Below are 17,280 nucleotides of genomic sequence, written 5' to 3' on the forward strand. Positions count from 1 at the left end.
GGGACGGGGAGCGACCAGCGCGAGGAGATCGCGGAGGAGGCTCGTCTTGCATCGCTATTTCACCGACCAGCGGCATGAAGCGCTCCGGCACCGGGTGAGGGATTTCGCCGAGCAGGAGATCCGTCCCCGGATTGCGGAGATGGAGGCGAGCCGTACCGTCTGTCACGGCCTGTCGCGCCGGATCGCCCAGCAGGGGTGGATCGGCGCGACCGTGCACCGGGCGTACGGCGGGATGGGCGCCGGCCATGTGGCCAAGACCCTCGTCATCGAGGAGATTTCGCGAGTGAGCGCGGCCATGGGCGCCATGGTCCAGGCGTCCCAGCTGGGCGTCGCGAAGATCGTCCACTTCGGGAGCGAGGAGCAGAAGAAGACCTGGCTGCCGGCGATCGCCGCCGGCGAGTGCCTGCCGACCATCGCCGTCACCGAACCGCAGTCCGGCGGGCATGTCCTGGGGATGACCTCCACCGCGGTCCGCGACGGCGACGACTATGTCCTCAACGGCCACAAGATCTACGTCGGCAACAGCCATGTCGGCGATCTGCACGGCGTGGTCGTCCGCACCGGCGAGGGCCCCAAGGGGCTGTCGGCGTTCCTGGTGGAGTCCGGCCGGCCCGGCTTCCGGGTCGGGGAACAGCGGCCCGCGATGGGACTGCACGGCTTCAGCTTCGGCGAGCTGTTCTTCGACAACTGCCGGGTGCCCGCGGCGAATCTGCTGGGCAAGGAGGGCGACGGTCTCTCCGTGGCGTACTCCTCCAGCGTGCTCTACGGCCGGCCGAATCTGACCGCCGTGTCGCTGGGCATCCATCAGGCGGTGCTGGAGGAGACCACGCGCTTCTGCGCCGAGCGTCAGCGGTACGGCAAACCGCTGGCCGACCTGGGCAACATCAAGCTCAAGCTCGGCCGGATCCAGTCGCGGCTGCTGCTCGCCCGGCTGTCCGCGTACCACGCGGTGCATCTGCTGGACCAGGGCATGCCGTGCGACGCGGAGCTGATGAACGCCAAGCTGGTCAACGTCGAGTCGGCCCTGGAGTCGGCGCGTGACGCGATGGACATCCATGCCGCGTGCGGGCTGTTCACCGACCGGCCGGTGGAGCGCTTTCTGCGGGACGCGCACCATATCTTCGCGCCGGCCGGCACCTCCGACATCCAGCTGCTGCGCCTGGGCGAACTGGCCCTCGGCCAGGCGAAGGGCGAATGGTCCAGCCGGCTGGCGGATCTGCTGCGCCTCGATCCGGCGGAGCGGGCGGATCCGGACGCCCCGGCCTCGCTGCCGGGCCAGCGCACCGAACCGGCCGAAGAGTGCCACTGGTTCGCGCCGCTGAAGTGAGGACCGGTGCCCGGCCCGTGCGGCGCGCCGGGCCCGCCGCGAGGCGCGCGGCGGCCTTGCGGTACGGCGCGGTCCGGCGGCGGCGCCCGGGGGCCCCGCCGCCTCCGCCGCGGGGCCGCGGCCCCGGGCGGTCACCCGGCGCCGGGGCCGGACGCGTCGCTCTGCCGCTGTTCCATACGGTGGATCTGGTCGACGAGTTCGGCGGCCATCGCCTTGATCGTCTCCAGTCCCTCCCGCCCCCAGGGGCGCGGTTCGAGGTCCACCACGCAGACGGTGCCGAGCGCCGTCCCCGTACGGTCGATGAGCGGCGCGCCGAGGTAGGAGCGGACGCCGATCCCGTCCACGACGGGGTTGCCGGCGAACCGCGGGTAGTCGCAGACGTCCTCCAGGACCAGGGCCTTGCGGCGGACGACGACATGCGGGCAGTAGCCGTGGTCGCGGGCCATCACCCGCCCCGGCCGGATGTTGGCGGGCGCCGGCCCCAGCTCGACGGGCGCCTGGTCCTGTGCGGAGGTGTAGAGCCCGGCGAAGTACTGCCGCTGCTCGTCGATGAAGTTGACCATGGCGTACGGCGTCCGGGTCGTCCGGGCCAGCTTGCGCGCGAACTCGTCGAACGCGGGCAGCGGGGAATCGCCGATGCCCAGGGCCCGCAGCCGGGCGACGCGCGCCGGGGCCTCGTCGTCCTGCGGGGTGAGCAGCAGACGGCGCGTCGGGTCGTAGGAGGTGTACGGGACACGGGAGACGGGGTGGTTCATGGCAGCTCCGGGGTCGCGGCGAGAGCGGGGGTGAGCAGGTGCTGGACGAGTGAGACCAGGACATGGGTGGCCGAGCCGCACTGGCGGGCGTCGCAGAGCACGACGGGGGTGTCCGGCGAGAGGTCGACGGCGCTGCGGACTTCGTCCGGGGTGTAGTGGTGGGAGCCGTCGAACTCGTTGACGGCGACGATGAACCGGATACCGCGCCGTTCGAAGAAGTCGACGGCGCCGAAGCACTGGTCCAGGCGCCGGGTGTCGGCGAGGATGACCGCGCCGAGCGCGCCGTTGGACAGTTCGTTCCACATGAACCAGAAGCGTTCCTGGCCCGGCGTGCCGAAGAGATAGAGGACGTGCGCGGGGCCGAGGGTGATCCGGCCGAAGTCCATGGCGACGGTGGTGGTGTGTTTGTCCTCGATCCCCGCCAGGTCGTCGGTGCCGATGCTGACCTGGGTGAGGAGTTCCTCCGTACTGAGCGGTTCGATCTCGCTCACCGCGCCGACGAAGGTCGTCTTGCCGACCCCGAAGCCGCCCGCGATCAGGATCTTGAGTGCGGTCGGGAAGAGGTCGGGCGCCGGCTCCCCCGGCGTCGTGGGGTCACAGTCGTCTGCGAAGTCCATGCAGCACCGCCTCCAGCAGGGCTCGGTCGGTACGGGAGCCGGCTCCCGCCGAAACCGCGGCGGGGGCCCGCGCGGTGAGTGCTCCGCAGTCCACGAGATCGGCGAGGAGCACCTTGGTGACCACGGCCGGCAGCCGTATGTGGGCGGCGATCTCGGCGACCGAGACCGGTCCGCCGCACAGCCCCAGCACCCGGGCGTAGTCGGGTCCCTGGCAGGAGTCGGGCCGCCGCCCGGTGGCCATCACCATGGTCAGCAGGTCGAAGTGGGACGTGGGGCGCGTCCGGCCGTTGCTGACGGTGTACGGGCGCACCAGCGGGCCCGCCTCGTCGTCGTACCACGGTGGCTCGTGGCCGCGCTGCCACCGTCGGCGGCCCGGCACCACGTTCAGCCACCGCCCGCGGGGGCCTGCCGCCGGGGAGGCGTGGAGAGGTACGGCCGGACGCTCTTGACCAGCATTCCCATCTCGTAGCCCAGCACCGCCACATCGGCCTCGCGCCCGGCGAGCACGGCCAGGCAGGCCCCCGATCCGGCGGTGGAGACGAACAGGAAGGTCGATTCGAGTTCGACGACGACCTGGAGGACGTCATCGCCCCCGCCGAAGCGCACCCCGGCGCTGCGGGCGAGGGAGTACAGGCCGGAGGCCAGGGCCGCCATGTGGTCGGCGCTGTCCGTGTCGAAGCCGTCGGCGGCCTTGACGAGGCCGTCGGAGGAGAGCAGGAGCGCGCTGCGGGCGTGCGGCACGCGCTGCACGAGTCCGGTCAGCAGCCAGGACAGATCCGCCTGCTGACCTCCCGGCAGTTGCGAATGAGGCTGCGCGTGCACATCACTCACCATGGTTGTGGTCGTCTCCTCTGAGGCGGGCGGTCGGGGTGTCGTGGTCACGGCCGTTGAGCGGGTGGTTGCCGTCCGGGCCGGGGGTGTTGCCGGTACCGCCGTCGGGGTAGCCGGCCGGGTAGTTCTCGTCACAGGTGTCGGCGGCGAGGCTGATGCCGCGCCGGAAGGCGGCCATCAGGCCGGGGTCGTGCATGGGCTCCGGCCCCGTGCGGCGCGCCGCGGACGGCAGGATCGGGTCGTCGCGCAGTTCGGGGACGAGGTGTTCCTGCTTGCGCCGACGCGGCAGCTGCGGGCGGATTCCGTCGGGCGGCGCGGGGGCGTCCGGTACGTCGCGCGGCGCGGGCGGCAGCCCGGCCGGACCCGGCTCGGCGGGCCGCTCCTCGACGGCCCGGTGGTACTCCGGGCCGTCGGAGGGGTACGCGGGCGTGAGCTGTCGTGCGGCGGGGGCGACGGTCACGTACGGGGCGGATTGCGCCTGGGGGGCGTACGCCAGGGCTCCCGCGGGCGCGGCCCGGCCCGGCGCGGCCGGCTGCCCGCCGCCGGTGTCCGCGCCCCGGTCCGCGCCGGTGCCGGTGCTCAGGCCGGTGCCCGGGTCGGCGGGCGGCCCGGCCGCGGGGCGGCCGGCACCGCGGTGCGCCGCCGCGGGGGCGAGCTCCGGGACGGGGCCGGACGGGGAACCTGTGCCGTCCTGGCCGAGGTGGTGCCGGGGCCGGTGTCCGCCGCCGGGTCCGCCGTCGTGCTCGTGGCCCGCGTCGGCGTCGGGTGACTCCGTGGGCGCGGTGCCCCGCTGGCTCCCCCCGCCGGCCGGTTCCGTGCCGATCAGCTCCGGCGGCAGGATCAGCACGGCCTGCACACCGCCGTAGATGTTGCTCTGCAACCGGACCACGATGCCGTGCCGCCGGGCGAGCGAGGAGACCACGAAGAGGCCGATCCGTCCGTCGCTCAACAGCTCGTCGACATCGATGTGTTCGGGGTCGGCGAGCAGTGCGTTCATCCGCGTCCGCTCGTCCGCCGACATGCCCAGTCCGCGGTCCTCGACCTCGACCGCGAGACCGGCGGTGACCTGCTGCGCCCGCAGCAGGACGGAGGTCCGCGGGGCGGAGTAGACCGTGGCGTTCTCGACCAGTTCGGCGAGCAGGTGGATGACGTCGGCGACCGCGTGGCCGCGCAGCGTGCCCTCGGTCGGGGGGACGAGCTTGATCCTCGGGTACTGCTCGACCTCGGCGATGGCGGAGCGCAGCACCTCGATCATGGTGACCGGGCGGCTCCACTGGCGGCGCGAGACGGCGCCGCCCAGAACGGCGAGGTTCTCGGCGTGCCGGCGGATGCGGGTGGCCAGGTGGTCGACGTGGAAGAGGCTCTTGAGCAGGTCGGGATCCTCGACCTGGTGCTCCAGCTCGTCCAGCATCTCGATCTCGCGGTGGACCAGGGATTGCAGGCGCCGGGCGAGGTTCACGAAGACCTCGACCTTCTGCTCGCTGTCATCGGCGGTGCACCGGGCGGCGGCGACCGCGTCGATGACGGCGGTCTCGGCGGCCCGGCCCACGGCGGCCACTTCGGCGGCGAGCAGATCGAGGGTGTCACCGGTGCGGACCGGATGGGGACCGGGGTCACGGTGCTGAAGCCGTTCGCCCCGCCGTACCTGGTCCAGCAGCCCGTCGAGGTCGGACCTGCTGCGGTCGCAGACCTGGCGCAGCCGGGCGTAGCGCGTGACGGTGGCGCGGGACGCGGAGTGGGCGGCGGCACCCGCGGTGAGCACGATGATGCAGATCACCGCCAGGCCACCGGTCAGCGCCGCCCAGTCGCGGCCGGTGAGCCGGACATCGCTGCTCCCGACGACGAAGGCGGTGACGGCCGCGCAGGTGACGGCGGTCAGCAGGCACGGGACGGTGACGAGCCGGACCGTCCGGGACCGGATCGCCGAGTCCGCGGCGGACCCGGGGAACGAGGCCCGGCCGTGCCGTCCGCCCTCACGTTCCCGCCGCCGCGCGGAGCTGGGTATGGAGGCGGCCCCCGAGGAACTCTCGGTCCGTGGGGACCTCGGAGCCTCCTGGGGCGTCTGGGTCCCCTGGGGGAATGCGGTAGGCATCGGTGCCCTCCGGATCGGCCGTTGGCAGTTCGCGGAGCACGCACGCTAGTTGTTGCGGGGGTGGGGTTCGGACCTACTTGCGGGTTTCGCTACCCCGCGCCACCTCCTTACGTGGGAGTCTCGCGCACTTCAGTGCGAATCAATCCGAACTCACTTTCAGAGAGCGAGAGTTGGGGGCGCCTCCCCGGCGCTCGACGCGGCGACGCGCGCCGGGGCGACGTTCGTCGCCGGAGACGGGATGGATCCGTTGTCCGATACTCGCGCGCGGTAGAGCAGGTCCTCCCCTTCTACGATGCCCGCGGCCGGGAAAGCCGACCGCAACGGGGGAAACCTTCATACGCAAGACACTTCGCCGCGCTGCCGCGGTCGTGGCCGCGACCGCAGCCGTGGCCGTGGCCGTGGCCGTGGCCGTGATAGGTATCGGCACGGCGGGGCCACGGCGGCAGCTACCTGGGGATGTCCGGAAGGCGCCGTGTGCAGCTACCCCCAGAACGCGGACCCGGAGCACCACCCGCACCCGACCGACGTTTTCTGGAGCTACTGAGCACACCACCTCAGCGGCCAGGCCGGACAGCGCTGGGTCTTCAACAACCGGACGGACGCCGCGCACACGCACCTGTGCCATGGCTGCAACGGCACCGACTGTGCCTTCGACATCGCAGCGAGGCCGGCCTCTGAGGCCGACATGACGCCGGTCAACTCGATCACCCTCGACCGGCCATGGCCATCACGCGGTGGGTGAGTGCAGTGACCGGCGTCGGCCCCCGCTCGGCGAGCGGGGGCCGACGCCGGTCGGTCAGGGCCGACCGCGATCGGACTCCGGGAAGGCCCTGACATCATCGATCCGGGTGTGTACGGAACCGCAGGTCTTTCCCGTGCGGCATCACCGCTCGGCCACGAGGTCTTCCCGGACTTCGGCGACGGGCGGCCAGGCGGGCCAGCCGTGGACCGGCGGCACGGCCACCGCACGCCACCAGGGGTCGACGGCCGGCTTGTCGGCGGGCTCGAACGGTTCACCCGGCCGAGGGGCGGCGGTGACCACACCGGCCTTGTGCGCTGCGGACAGGGTCCACTCCGCCGGCTCGGCCCACGGGTGGAGCGCCAAACGGAACGTACCCCAGTGGATGGGGAGCACCAGGCCGTCCGGCTTCCCGCCCTGGAGGTCCAGATGGGCGCGTATCCCCTGCTCAGGGTTCATGTGCACATCCGGCCAGGCGCCTGGATGCGGGGTGTCCCCGGTATGGTTCCTGGGCCAGAAGTCGCTGTACGCGCCGATCTGGATCATGGTCGCGTCGAACGGTCCGTGCGCCGCGGCGATCTCCGCGAATCCGGCGAAGTAGCCGGTGTCACCGCTGTGGTAGATCCGGTGCTCGGGACCCGCGACCACCCAGGACGCCCAGAGGGTGTGCTGCGGCCCGCGCAGCCCGCGGCCGCAGAAGTGCTGCGCGGGGGTCGCCGTCAGGGTCAGCCCGGCGAGGCGGGTGGACTCGTGCCAGTCCAGCTCGGTGATCCGCTCCGGCGGTACACCCCAGAATTCCAGGTCGGCGCCGATCCCGAGCGGCACCACGAAGGCGGCGCCGGTGCCGGTCAGGGCCTGGATCGTGGGCATGTCGAGATGGTCGTAGTGGTCGTGCGAGATCACCACGACGTCGACCGGGGGCAGCGCGTCCAGGGCGACCGGCACCGGGTGCAGCCGCTTGGGCCCCGCCCAGGTGAACGGGGAACAGCGCTCGCCCCACACCGGGTCGAAGAGCACCCGCTGTCCGTCGATCTCGGCGAGCACGCTCGAATGCCCCATCCAGGTGAGCCGCAGCCCGGAGACGGGCGGCCGGCCCCAGTCCGCCGCTGTCCCGCGGTACACCGGAACCGGGCCGACCGGGGCCCTGCGCAGCCGCGCCTCCCGGCTCAGCTGGGTACGGACCATCGGCAGCGCGGAGCCCTGGAGCAGTTGCCGGGTCGGCACCGGATTGCGGAACTGACCATCCACGAACTGCGGCGACCTGCGCATCCTGGCCAGTCGCTCCCCGGTGGGCTCGGCACCGAAGCTCGCGGGGCGCAGCGCGGAAAGTCGCGTACGGCGGGGGCGGGAACCGGTCACGGCACCTCCAGGGTCGGGGCAGTCGCCATGTGAACGGATCACATGCGCGGCAGGTTCCGGCGGCGCCGGGCCGCGCGGCGCCGCCCTGCCGTTCCGGCATCACGACACCCGGCAGCAACACCATCACCCACGGCGACACCCCGCGCGACCGGCCGTGGCGTTCCGCGAGGCGGCGGTGCGGGCCGGATCCCGGGCCGGTCCGCAGGCCGATGCGCGCCCGGCCCCCGCCCGGACCTCCGACGGGCAGCCGCCCCCGCCTGCGTTCCCGCTCCCGTCCGGCCCCCGTGCGGGTCCACGTCACGCGTCCCGGAACTCCAGGACGAGATGGTCCCGGACGGCCGGTATCCGAGGCGCTGGTAGAGGGCGTTGCTGGTGGGGTTGGCGAGGTCCGTGAACAGCAGCAGTTCCGTCGCGCCGGAGCGCCGCGCGGCACCCGACACGGCGGCCGTGACCGCCCCGGCATAGCCACGTCCGCGCAGCTCGGGCGGGGTGTAGACGGGGGCGATACGGGCCGCGCCGGACACCGTGGGGGTGACTCCGGCCAGCGAGACGGGCCGCCCGCCGGCCTCCCACAGCGTGCAGCGACCGTGCGCGATCCGGTCGTCGACCGCACGCGCGTGCCGGGGTGGCGAAACACCGGTCTCCTCGGCGAAGGCCGCGAACCAGGCGAGCAGCACCGCGCGGTCGGCCGCGGTGGCGACCCTGGCCGCACCGGGCGGCGCGGGGGGTGGGCGGGGTCAGTTCGCCGAGCCGGTGGAGCCGGTGCCGCGCCGCGGTGGCGACCGTGCCGCCGTGGCGCCGCCGCCAGGCCGCGGCGAACGCTTCGGCGGCCGCCCGGACGGCGTTGACCCCGGGGACCGCGCACCGCTCGCGCGTCAGCGCGTCCGCCAGCGCGGCCGCGGCGTCATCCGGCATCGGCGACAGCAGCACGGCCCGCGGCGGCGTCCAGAGGAAGGCGCCCGCCACCGTTCCGTCCGCCCGCCGCCACGCGCCGTACCGGGGCGCGTCGTCCCCGTAGGCGTCGGCCCCGAGCCTCCCGAGCGAGGCCGTCGCCGAGAGCAGCACCGTGTGGGCCACCGGTCGTGCGCGCAAGAACCCGCCCGCGGCCGCCTCGAATGCGCCGAGGTCCTGCGTCATCGTCCACGTCATGGCTCACCCTCCCGCCGGTGATGGTGGGGCGCATCCGGTTTTCCGGGAGCCGCCCGGCGTGCGGGGCGCGGCGGCGCGCCCTGAGCCGGGAGCCGGGCACGCTGGACCGGCCCGCCGGACGGGGCCGACCGAGGCCACCCAAGCCACCGCACCGCGCTCACACCGGTTCGACCACCGCCGGCGGGCGCGCGAGGCCGGGCCGCCGGGGCAGCAGGACGGTGCGGAGCGCGATGCGCGGGGCGATGAGGCGGGACGGCGGCGCGGTGAGGCAGACGACATCTCGGAAGGCGGCGCCCACGACGGGGTCGATGGCGGCACGGGCGGCCAGCCGGTCCACGTACCACGTGCTCAGCCGCTCGCCGAGGCCCGCCCCGGCGTCGTCGGCACTCGCATACGGACGGTCCGCGCCGACCGCCGCGAGCCAGGCCGGGTCCACGGCGCGGGCGGCCGCCCGCTGCGCCTCGGCGGTGAACCCGGGGCGCAGCCCCCCGCCGTCCACCAGGGTGGTGCGCACCGCCAGTGCGCCGAGCGCCGCGACCGACATGCCCTGCGCGTACACGGGGTTGAAGGTGCAGTGGGCGTCCCCCAGGACGAGGAACCCCTCGGGTACCGCGCCGGGGCGCTCGAAACGGCGGCGGCGGTTGCAGGTGTCGCGGAAGCCGTGCACCGCCGAGACCGGCTCGGCGCGGGACAGCAGTTCGTGGACGTACGGGTCGCCGACGGTGGCGCTGAAACCGGCGAGCTCCGCCACGTCCGTGGGCGGGTGGTCCCCGCGTACCCCGGACAGCGTCAGCAGCCACTTGCCGTCCTCGACCGGCAGGAACGCGGCGCCGCGCGGACACTCCGGCCAGGCGGGGATGTTCACGCCGGCGTCCGGCGCGGTCGCCGGGTCCCGCTGGCGGTACAGGCAACTGGCGTAGGCGATCCCGGTGTCCACGGTCTCCTCGTACGGGGCGGTCCGGCCGAGCGCGGCGTACCACTGGGGCGCGCGGGAGCCGCGGCCGGACGCGTCCACCACGAGCGCCGCGGGCAGTTCGCGCTCCGCCCGGCCGTCCCGTGCGCCGTCCCGCGGCCGGACGCGGACCCCCGTCACGCGCCGTGCGTCCCCGGTCAGACCGATGGCCTCGGTCGCCTCCAGGACCTCGACGCGGGTGGGCGATGCCGCGGCCGCGCTCAGCGCGCGCTCCCGTACGACCGCGTCCAGCACCGGCCGGGAGACGCTCAGCGAGGGGTGCCGCCGTTCGTCGAAACGCCGCTGCCAGCCGGTCGGGGTACAGGTGATCAGATCGCGCGGCAGATACAGGCTCCGCGCCCCGGCCGCGGTGAGCGCGGCGACCGTACCGGGCAGCAGGATGTCCAGCGCCCGCTGCCCGCCGCTGAGGAAGAGGTGCAGATGGCGGGCCTGGGGGACGCCCTTGCGGAAGGCGTGCCCGGCCGGATAGCGGTCGCGTTCGACGACGGTGATCGCGTCCACGTGCCCCAGCAGGGCGGTGACGGCGAGCATCCCGGCGAGGCCGCCGCCGATCACTGTCGCGGTGCGCCCGCCGTCGGTCCGATCGGCCATTCCTGCCCCACTCCCCCCGCGGCCCCGGCCGGTTCGCGGATCCGCTCCGCCGTGCCCCGGATCCGGTCATGTCCCGGCCGCCGCGGGAACGTTGAATGATCACTGACGGGCCTCAGAGTTCAGTGCACCGCGCGGTCATGTCAACGGCCGTTCCCGCCGGGCGGCCCGGCGGCGGTCACCTGCCAGGTGCCGCGGGGCGCGTGCGCGGGCCGGTTCGGTGCGCCAGGGCCGGGCCGGTGCGCCGGGACCGGCGGCGGCCGCGGAGATCACCTCTCCACTCCGGTCAGGTCGGCGACGGTCCGGTGGCCCTCGACCACCGCCCCTTGCGGATCGCCCGGCCGTCGCACCCCCAGGGCCTGCCAGCCGGCCGCCGCCGCGGCGTCCAGTTCGCCCCGCACATCGCTCAGGTCTCCCGTATCGGCGCGTAGACCTCCTCGACCAGTCCGAAGGTCCACGCGACGCCTTCCCGTGCCGTCCGGGTCCTGGGCGGCACCCGCAGCCAGTAGGTGCGGCGGGTGCCGTCCGGCTCGGGCGTGGAGTTGACCACCTCGACCATCACCATCGGTTCATCGTCGACGAGTTCGATGCGCCACAGGATGCCCGCCTCGTCGCGGTGCACCGGTTGGGCGCCGGACTCGGCGAGATAGCGGTCGTAGCCGTAGAACTCCAGCATGACCCGGCGCAGTTCGGCGTTCTCCTCCGTCCGGATGCGCTCCGGGGTGAGGCCGGCCAGTCCGTCCAGGAAGGTGGCCGGGACCGGCATACCGCGCCAGGCGTGCAGGGCGAAGCCGTCGGGGAAGGCGAGCGCCGGACCGTCGCCCCGGTCCAGCCGCCCGGCCTCGTCACGATGCAGTTCGGCCGGTCGCTCAGCGATGATCGCCACCTTCTCGTACGGCCACCACCAGCCGGCGCTCCGGGCCACGGCGGCGACGCCCGCCAGCCGCTCACCGGCCCCCTCGAACGCGGCGAGCCAGGGCGCGTCCTGCTGCCCGAGCACCGCGTCCAGCAGCGCGAGCCGTACCACCGGCTCGTCGGCGGGCTGCTCGGCCAGCGTCTCGACGACCCCGGTCCGTATCCGCTCGGCGAGCGCGCGAGTGGTGTCCCACAGCCGGCCACCGGTCAGGGCCCAGCGTTCACTCCACGCCGAACGGCCCAACTCCGCGTGCAGTGCGGCCCGTTCGGCGGCCCACGGCCGGGTCCGCACCGCGTCGCGCACGCTCGGACCCAGCTCCCCCGGCGACGCGGCCAGCACCCGCGCCGTCGCCTCCCGCGGCGAACCGGCCCATACCAGCCGCTCCGGCTCCGCGAGCCCGGCGAGGCGATAGGCCAGCCGCACCCCCGCCTCCGCTGCCGCCCGGTCCGCCGCTCCCGTCGCCGCGGCCACCGCCCGCCAGCCCTCGACGCCCGTGGCCCGGCCGTCGGCCACCGCCACGCCCCCGATGCGCGGCGCCTCCGCCGCATGCGTCCCGTGCATCCCGTCCGACATCTGCGGCACCCCCGGCTCCCCCGGCATCTCTTGCATCCGTGACACGTTCCTTTCCCTGCCTGTCCCCACCCGTCGGCTCACCTGCCCGCCGGTCCGGTCAGTCGGCCACCAGCCGCACGGCACCCGGTACGTACTCGCGCTGGCGCACGACGCGGTACCAGCCCTTGGGGAGCGATATCGCCGCGTGTTCCTCATGCACCACACGCCCGCCGTCGGGCAGGTGCAGCAGCGCGGGCCCGAACGGCCCGGCCTCGCGCTTCAGCGCCCCGCCGCCCACCACCGCATGCGCATGGCCGGTGACCTCGCCCAGCGCCAGCACCATCCGTCCGCGCGGATCGCGCGGTTCGTCCGGCACATCTGTCACATGTGCCGGCAGCGCCGTCTCCGCGACCGGCACGATCAGCACATCTCCCTGTCGGTACACGACCGTTCCCCTTCCCCTCGTTCCCCTCGCTCGTACGGTCCCGGGAACGTCCGGCCCGGGACCGCGTTCTCGCGGACACCGAAAACACTAGGGCGGGGGTCTGACAATCGGCCGTGCGCGGCTTCACCGCCCCCGCACCGGCCGCGGCGGCCCCGCGTCCCTCCCCCGCCGCCGTACGGTCCGTTCCCCCGCCGCTGCCCGGCGCTCGCCCATCCGCCGCACCACGGCTCGCAGCGACCGCCCGACCGACCGGCCGGTCACGCTCAGCGAGGGAGCGCGGGAACGGTGACCGGACGCGGGCACGCGGACGGCGTTGTCAGTGCCGGTTGATAGGAATATCGACCATGAGCATCCATCAGCATGTGGACGAGCTGGACGGTCTGCCCGTCTTCGCGTTCCCGCCGGCCACTGCCGGTACCGCCGCCCTCCCCGAGCCCGGCGCGGTCGCCTGGCGACTGGCCGTCGATCCGTACGACGACAGCGAGGAAGAGACCTTCACCGAGCTCTGGCAGCGGTTCACCGAGACCGTGGAGCTGTCCGGCGTACGCGCGCTGGTACTGGGTCAGTGGGGCGAGGCGTACGAGGAATCCTCGTCCATGGTCGTCGATGCGGTCGTCGCCGCGAAGGACCGGCTCACCTCCCTGCGCGCGGTCTTCCTCGGCGACCTGGTGATGGAGGAGGCGGAGATCTCCTGGATCCAGCAGTCCGATGTCACACCGCTGCTCACCGCCTTCCCCGGCCTGCGGAGCCTGTCCGTGCGCGGCAGCGACGGCCTGGCCTTCCCCCCGGTGCGACACGAGGCGCTGCGCGAGCTGCGGTTCGAGTCGGGCGGACTGCCGGCCGCCGTCGTACGCGGGATCTGCGAGAGCGACTTCCCCGCGCTGGAGTCGTTGACGCTCTGGCTCGGCGTACCGGACTACGGCGGCGACTACGAGGTCTCCGATCTCGCCGCGGTGCTGGCCGGCGCCCGCTTCCCCGCGCTGCGCCGTCTCGGACTCCAGAACAGCGCGATCCAGGACGAGATCGCCACGGCTGTCGCCGCGGCTCCGGTCGTCGCCGGCCTCGAAACGCTCGATCTGTCGATGGGCACGCTCACCGACAGTGGCGCGGAGGCGCTGCTCGGCGGCCAGCCGCTCACCCATCTCCGGCGGTTCGACCTCGACCATCACTACCTCACCGACGCGATGGTGCAGCGGGTCCGCCAGGCGCTGGAGCCCAGCGGGGTCGAGGTGGTGGCGGACGAGCGAGGTGATGAGGACGTGGACGACGGCACCGTGTGGCGGTATGCCGCAGTGACCGAATAGGCCCGCTCCGGCCGGCCGGGGCGCACCGCCTACCCCGGCCCCCGGTCCATCCGGTCCGCACCTCCCGAAGAGTCCGCCGAGCGCCCCGGAGGCACCATGCTCAGCGTCCCCCGCCCCGACACCGCCGCTCTCCCGCGTTTCGCCGTGGTCGGCAACCCCGAGAACCGTCGGGTGACGCTCTTCGCCGCCGCCGTACGGGCCGCCGGGCTGCCCGCGCCACGGTTGCTGGCCTGGCGCGAGGTGCTGCGGACGGGCGCCGGGTTCGCCCCGGGCGAGACCGTACGGATCGACTCGCCCGGGGAGAACGACGAGGTCGAACGGCTGCTGCGGGGCGCCACTGATCCGACGCGGGTCGAGGGCACGGCCCGGTGGTACGCCCGCTTCACGGCGGCGGTGCGCGAGATCGCCGCGGCCGCGGCGGCGGGCGGCGCCACGCTCCTGGACGATCCGGCCGAGCTGGCGGTGCTCTTCGACAAACGGCGGTGCCACGGGGTGCTGCGGACCGCCGGGGTGCCGGTCCCCTCGTCACCTACCTCCGGGCCGGCCGCGCCGTCCGTCGACGGCTGGGCGCAGGCCCGGTCGCTGCTGCGCGAGGCCGGTCTGCGGCGCGCCTTCCTCAAACCGGCGCACGGCTCCTCGGCGTCCGGGGTGGTGGCGCTGGAATCGGACGGCCGGGGCCGCTTCCGGGCCACGACGTCCGTCGAACTCGTCGCCGACGGCGCCCTGTTCAACTCCCTGCGGGTGCGGCGCTACGACAGCGAGCCGCAGATCGCGGCCCTCGTCGACGCGCTGGCGCCGGACGGTCTGCACATCGAGCGCTGGATCCCCAAGGCGGCGCAGCACGGCCGGGCCGCCGATCTCCGGGTCGTGGTCGTCGGCGGCCGCGCCACCCACGCCGTCGTCCGGACCAGCCGGTCGCCGATGACCAATCTCCATCTCGGTGGCGCGCGCGGTGACCTCGGTGCGGCACGGGCGGCCGTCGAAGCGGCGGGGGGCCGCTGGGCCGATGCGCTCACCGTCTGCGAGGCGGCCGCCGCCTGTTTCCCGCGCACCCTGTGCGTGGGGGTGGATCTGCTGCCCACCGTGGGCTGGCGGCGTTTCGTGGTGGGCGAGGTGAACGCCTTCGGCGATCTGCTGCCCCGGCTGACCGGCCTGCCGGGCAGTGGTGCCGAGGGCCTGGACACCTACGGCGCGCAGGTCGCCGCCGTGGTGAACGGCAGCGGAACGATGGACGTGACCGGAGAATATGGAAAGTACGGAAAGACCGGAAAGAACGGAACACACCGTGTACGCCCCTGAATCACCCCCGCGCGTCCCGGACGCGTCCGCACCCGTTCCCCCGGTGCCGGTCCGCACCCCGGAGGCGGCCGTCGCCGCACCGGACATGAACGCGATCGTGGGGAGCCACGATCTCCTCTTCGTCACTCTGGACACCCTGCGCCACGATGTGGCGCAGGAGCTGGCAGCGGACGGCCGGATACCGCATCTCGCCCGGTATCTGCCCGGCGGCCGCTGGGAGCGGCGGCACGCCCCGGGCAGCTTCACCTACGCCTCCCATCAGGCGATGTTCGCCGGATTCCTGCCCACCCCGGCGGCCCCCGGGCCGCATCCGCGACTGTTCGCGGCCCGGTTCGCCGGCAGCGAGACCACCGCGCCCGGCACCTGGGTCTTCGACACCCCGGACCTGGTCTCCGGGCTGGCCGCCGCGGGTTACCACACGGTGTGCATCGGCGGGGTGGGGTTCTTCAACAAACAGGCCGCGCTCGGCTCCGTCCTCCCCGGGCTCTTCCAGGAGAGCCACTGGAAGCCCGAGTTCGGGGTCGCCTCCGCCACCTCGTTCGAGGCCCAGGTGGACCAGGCGGAGCAGGTCGTCGCCGCGCTGCCGGCGGAGCAACGGCTGTTCCTGTTCGTCAATGTCGCGGCGCTGCACCAGCCGAACTGGTTCCATCTGCCCGGCGCCACCCCGGAGGCCGGCGACAGCCGCGCCACCCATGCCGCCGCGCTGGAGTACGTCGACCGGCACATCGGCCGGCTCTTCGCCGCCGCCGGCAGCCGCCGTCCGTGCTTCACCATCGTCTGCTCCGACCACGGCACGACCTACGGCGACGACGGCTATACCGGCCACCGCCTCGGCCACGAAGCCGTATGGACCGTCCCCTACGCCCAGTTCACGATCGAGGCCGCCCGATGACCACCGCCCCGCACACCACCACCGGACCGGCGCCGGCCACCGCCGCGCCCGCCGCCCCCCGGCCCGCCGCCCCGCCGGCGCCCGCGGAGACACCACGGCAGCCGTCGGCCGGTTCGCCTTACCAGAGTTACGTCTACGCCTACCCGCACAAGACGTCCTACGGCCCGCTGTCGCCCCGCCCGGCGCTGCGTGACCTGTGGGCGGCACAGCCGCAGGACGCCCTCTCGCTCTATCTCCACATCCCGTTCTGCGAGGTCCGCTGCGGCTTCTGCAATCTCTTCACCCGCATCGGCGCCCCCGGGGAGCTGACCTCGGCGTATCTGGACGCGCTGGAGCGCCAGGCGGTCGCCGTGCGGGACTCGCTGCACGGCGACGCCCGCTTCGCCGCGGCGGCGTTCGGCGGCGGCACCCCCACCTTCCTGGACGCCTTCGAGCTGGCGCGGCTCTGCGATATCGCGGAGCTGCGGATGGGCGCCGAGCTGCGCACGGTGCCGCTCTCCGTGGAGACCTCCCCGTCGACCGCCACCGCGGACCGCCTCGCCGTCCTGGCCGAGCGTGGCGCGACCCGGATCAGCATCGGGGTGCAGAGCTTCGTGGCGGCGGAGGCGCGGGCCGCGGTCCGCCCGCAGCGCCCGGCCGAGGTGGCGGCCGCCCTGGACCGGATCCGGGAGGCGGCCGTCCCGGTGCTCAACATCGACCTTATCTACGGCATCGACGGCCAGACGGAGCGCAGCTGGCAGCACTCCCTGGACACCGCCCTGGGCTGGTGCCCCGAGGAGCTGTATCTCTACCCGCTCTACGTCCGCCCGCTGACCGGTCTGGGCCGCCGCGACCCGGGGGCGCCCGACCCGGAGTGGGACGCGCAGCGGCTGCGGCTGTACCGCCACGGCCGTGACCATCTGCTGGCCGCGGGCTATGAGCAGGTGTCGATGCGGATGTTCCGCCGCCGGGGTGCGGCGGTGCCGGCCGCCGGCGGCGCCGACCACGCCTGTCAGACCGACGGCATGATCGGCCTGGGCTGCGGCGCCCGCTCCTACACCTCGGCCCTGCACTACTCCTTCGACTACGCCGTCCACATGAACCGGATCCGCTCGATCATCGACGACTACATATCCCGTCCGGCGGCGGACTTCGCGCGCGCCGAGCACGGCAGGTACATGACCGAGGGCGACGCGCGGCGCCGCCATCTGCTCCAGTCGGTGCTCCAGGCGGAGGGCATGCCGACCGCCGACTACCGTGCCCGCTTCGGCAGTTCCCCCGCGGACGACTTCCCCGCGGAGCTGGCGCGGTTCGCCGAGCTCGGCTGGCTGGACGCCGCCGCGGCCCCCGGCCGGCTGCGGCTGTCCGCCGAGGGGCTGGCGCACTCCGACGCCCTGGGCCCGATGCTGTTCTCCCCCGCCGTACGGTCCGCGATGGCCGTCTACGACCTCAAATAAGGCGTA

Annotated in this window: 15 protein-coding genes and 1 pseudogene; 5 read left to right on the forward strand and 11 right to left on the reverse strand. The window is 74.0% G+C overall.

Annotated elements, in window-relative coordinates; genetic code table 11:
* Positions 1 to 46 precede the first annotated feature (46 nt).
* On the forward strand, positions 47 to 1,327 hold the full coding sequence (locus ACLJWH_RS13340; protein ID WP_411141866.1) for an acyl-CoA dehydrogenase family protein: 1,281 nt from the start codon (positions 47 to 49) through the stop codon (positions 1,325 to 1,327).
* Between the two features lie 131 nt (positions 1,328 to 1,458).
* Here the strand turns inward: ACLJWH_RS13340 and ACLJWH_RS13345 are convergent, their stop codons facing one another.
* The 11 genes and pseudogenes from ACLJWH_RS13345 to ACLJWH_RS13395 all read right to left on the reverse strand — a co-directional run bounded on the left by ACLJWH_RS13345 (position 1,459) and on the right by ACLJWH_RS13395 (position 12,343).
* Complete coding sequence (locus ACLJWH_RS13345) at positions 1,459 to 2,082, reverse strand: GAF domain-containing protein (RefSeq protein ID WP_411141867.1); 624 nt, start codon at positions 2,080 to 2,082, stop codon at positions 1,459 to 1,461.
* Complete coding sequence (locus ACLJWH_RS13350) at positions 2,079 to 2,699, reverse strand: GTP-binding protein (protein WP_411141868.1); 621 nt, start codon at positions 2,697 to 2,699, stop codon at positions 2,079 to 2,081. The genes ACLJWH_RS13345 and ACLJWH_RS13350 overlap by 4 nt, the downstream gene beginning before the upstream one ends.
* Positions 2,677 to 3,078 (reverse strand): DUF742 domain-containing protein, encoded by a 402-nt coding sequence (locus ACLJWH_RS13355; protein WP_411141869.1) that lies wholly within the window; start codon positions 3,076 to 3,078, stop codon positions 2,677 to 2,679. The genes ACLJWH_RS13350 and ACLJWH_RS13355 overlap by 23 nt, the downstream gene beginning before the upstream one ends.
* Before the next feature lie 5 nt (positions 3,079 to 3,083).
* The gene (locus tag ACLJWH_RS13360; protein ID WP_411141870.1) at positions 3,084 to 3,533 is read right to left on the reverse strand and encodes a roadblock/LC7 domain-containing protein; all 450 of its coding nucleotides are present in this window, start codon (positions 3,531 to 3,533) and stop codon (positions 3,084 to 3,086) included.
* Entirely contained in the window at positions 3,523 to 5,622 is a 2,100-nt protein-coding gene (locus ACLJWH_RS13365) for an ATP-binding protein (protein WP_411141871.1), read from the reverse strand. The genes ACLJWH_RS13360 and ACLJWH_RS13365 overlap by 11 nt, the downstream gene beginning before the upstream one ends.
* A gap of 883 nt (positions 5,623 to 6,505) precedes the next feature.
* Positions 6,506 to 7,720: an MBL fold metallo-hydrolase gene (locus ACLJWH_RS13370; protein WP_411141872.1), complete on the reverse strand. Its 1,215-nt coding sequence runs from the start codon at positions 7,718 to 7,720 to the stop codon at positions 6,506 to 6,508.
* Between the two features lie 297 nt (positions 7,721 to 8,017).
* Positions 8,018 to 8,869 (reverse strand): annotated as a pseudogene (locus tag ACLJWH_RS13375) (GNAT family N-acetyltransferase).
* A 157-nt stretch (positions 8,870 to 9,026) separates the two neighbouring features.
* A complete protein-coding gene (locus tag ACLJWH_RS13380; protein ID WP_411141873.1) occupies positions 9,027 to 10,433 on the reverse strand; it encodes an NAD(P)/FAD-dependent oxidoreductase in 1,407 nt (468 codons plus the stop codon).
* Between the two features lie 266 nt (positions 10,434 to 10,699).
* A complete protein-coding gene (locus ACLJWH_RS13385; RefSeq protein WP_411141874.1) occupies positions 10,700 to 10,831 on the reverse strand; it encodes a hypothetical protein in 132 nt (43 codons plus the stop codon).
* 5 nt (positions 10,832 to 10,836) lie between these two features.
* Positions 10,837 to 11,946 carry a DUF6745 domain-containing protein gene (locus tag ACLJWH_RS13390; protein WP_411142202.1) on the reverse strand — a complete coding sequence of 370 codons (1,110 nt, stop codon included), beginning with the start codon at positions 11,944 to 11,946 and terminating at the stop codon, positions 10,837 to 10,839.
* Between the two features lie 70 nt (positions 11,947 to 12,016).
* Complete coding sequence (locus ACLJWH_RS13395; protein WP_411141875.1) at positions 12,017 to 12,343, reverse strand: hypothetical protein; 327 nt, start codon at positions 12,341 to 12,343, stop codon at positions 12,017 to 12,019.
* Between the two features lie 344 nt (positions 12,344 to 12,687).
* Between ACLJWH_RS13395 and ACLJWH_RS13400 the strand changes: the two genes are divergently transcribed.
* From ACLJWH_RS13400 to ACLJWH_RS13415, 4 genes are all read left to right on the forward strand, one after another.
* Entirely contained in the window at positions 12,688 to 13,647 is a 960-nt protein-coding gene (locus ACLJWH_RS13400) for an STM4015 family protein (protein ID WP_411141876.1), read from the forward strand.
* A 96-nt stretch (positions 13,648 to 13,743) separates the two neighbouring features.
* On the forward strand, positions 13,744 to 14,946 hold the full coding sequence (locus ACLJWH_RS13405) for an STM4014 family protein (RefSeq protein ID WP_411141877.1): 1,203 nt from the start codon (positions 13,744 to 13,746) through the stop codon (positions 14,944 to 14,946).
* An 85-nt stretch (positions 14,947 to 15,031) separates the two neighbouring features.
* On the forward strand, positions 15,032 to 15,838 hold the full coding sequence (locus tag ACLJWH_RS13410) for an STM4013/SEN3800 family hydrolase (protein ID WP_411142203.1): 807 nt from the start codon (positions 15,032 to 15,034) through the stop codon (positions 15,836 to 15,838).
* The gene (locus tag ACLJWH_RS13415) at positions 15,835 to 17,274 is read left to right on the forward strand and encodes an STM4012 family radical SAM protein (RefSeq protein WP_411141878.1); all 1,440 of its coding nucleotides are present in this window, start codon (positions 15,835 to 15,837) and stop codon (positions 17,272 to 17,274) included. The genes ACLJWH_RS13410 and ACLJWH_RS13415 overlap by 4 nt, the downstream gene beginning before the upstream one ends.
* Positions 17,275 to 17,280 lie beyond the last annotated feature (6 nt).

This window comes from Streptomyces sp. x-80 (assembly GCF_046549095.1).
Taxonomy (GTDB): Bacteria; Actinomycetota; Actinomycetes; order Streptomycetales; family Streptomycetaceae; genus Streptomyces; species Streptomyces celluloflavus.

Coding starts and splice junctions, on each gene's coding strand:
- ACLJWH_RS13345 (WP_411141867.1), bottom strand. CDS start 2,082: ATGAACCACCCCGTCTCCCGTGTCCCGTACACCTCCTACGACCCGACG.
- ACLJWH_RS13350 (WP_411141868.1), bottom strand. CDS start 2,699: ATGGACTTCGCAGACGACTGTGACCCCACGACGCCGGGGGAGCCGGCG.
- ACLJWH_RS13360 (WP_411141870.1), bottom strand. CDS start 3,533: ATGGTGAGTGATGTGCACGCGCAGCCTCATTCGCAACTGCCGGGAGGT.
- ACLJWH_RS13365 (WP_411141871.1), bottom strand. CDS start 5,622: ATGCCTACCGCATTCCCCCAGGGGACCCAGACGCCCCAGGAGGCTCCG.
- ACLJWH_RS13380 (WP_411141873.1), bottom strand. CDS start 10,433: ATGGCCGATCGGACCGACGGCGGGCGCACCGCGACAGTGATCGGCGGC.
- ACLJWH_RS13390 (WP_411142202.1), bottom strand. CDS start 11,946: ATGCCGGGGGAGCCGGGGGTGCCGCAGATGTCGGACGGGATGCACGGG.
- ACLJWH_RS13400 (WP_411141876.1), top strand. CDS start 12,688: ATGAGCATCCATCAGCATGTGGACGAGCTGGACGGTCTGCCCGTCTTC.
- ACLJWH_RS13405 (WP_411141877.1), top strand. CDS start 13,744: ATGCTCAGCGTCCCCCGCCCCGACACCGCCGCTCTCCCGCGTTTCGCC.
- ACLJWH_RS13410 (WP_411142203.1), top strand. CDS start 15,032: ATGAACGCGATCGTGGGGAGCCACGATCTCCTCTTCGTCACTCTGGAC.
- ACLJWH_RS13415 (WP_411141878.1), top strand. CDS start 15,835: ATGACCACCGCCCCGCACACCACCACCGGACCGGCGCCGGCCACCGCC.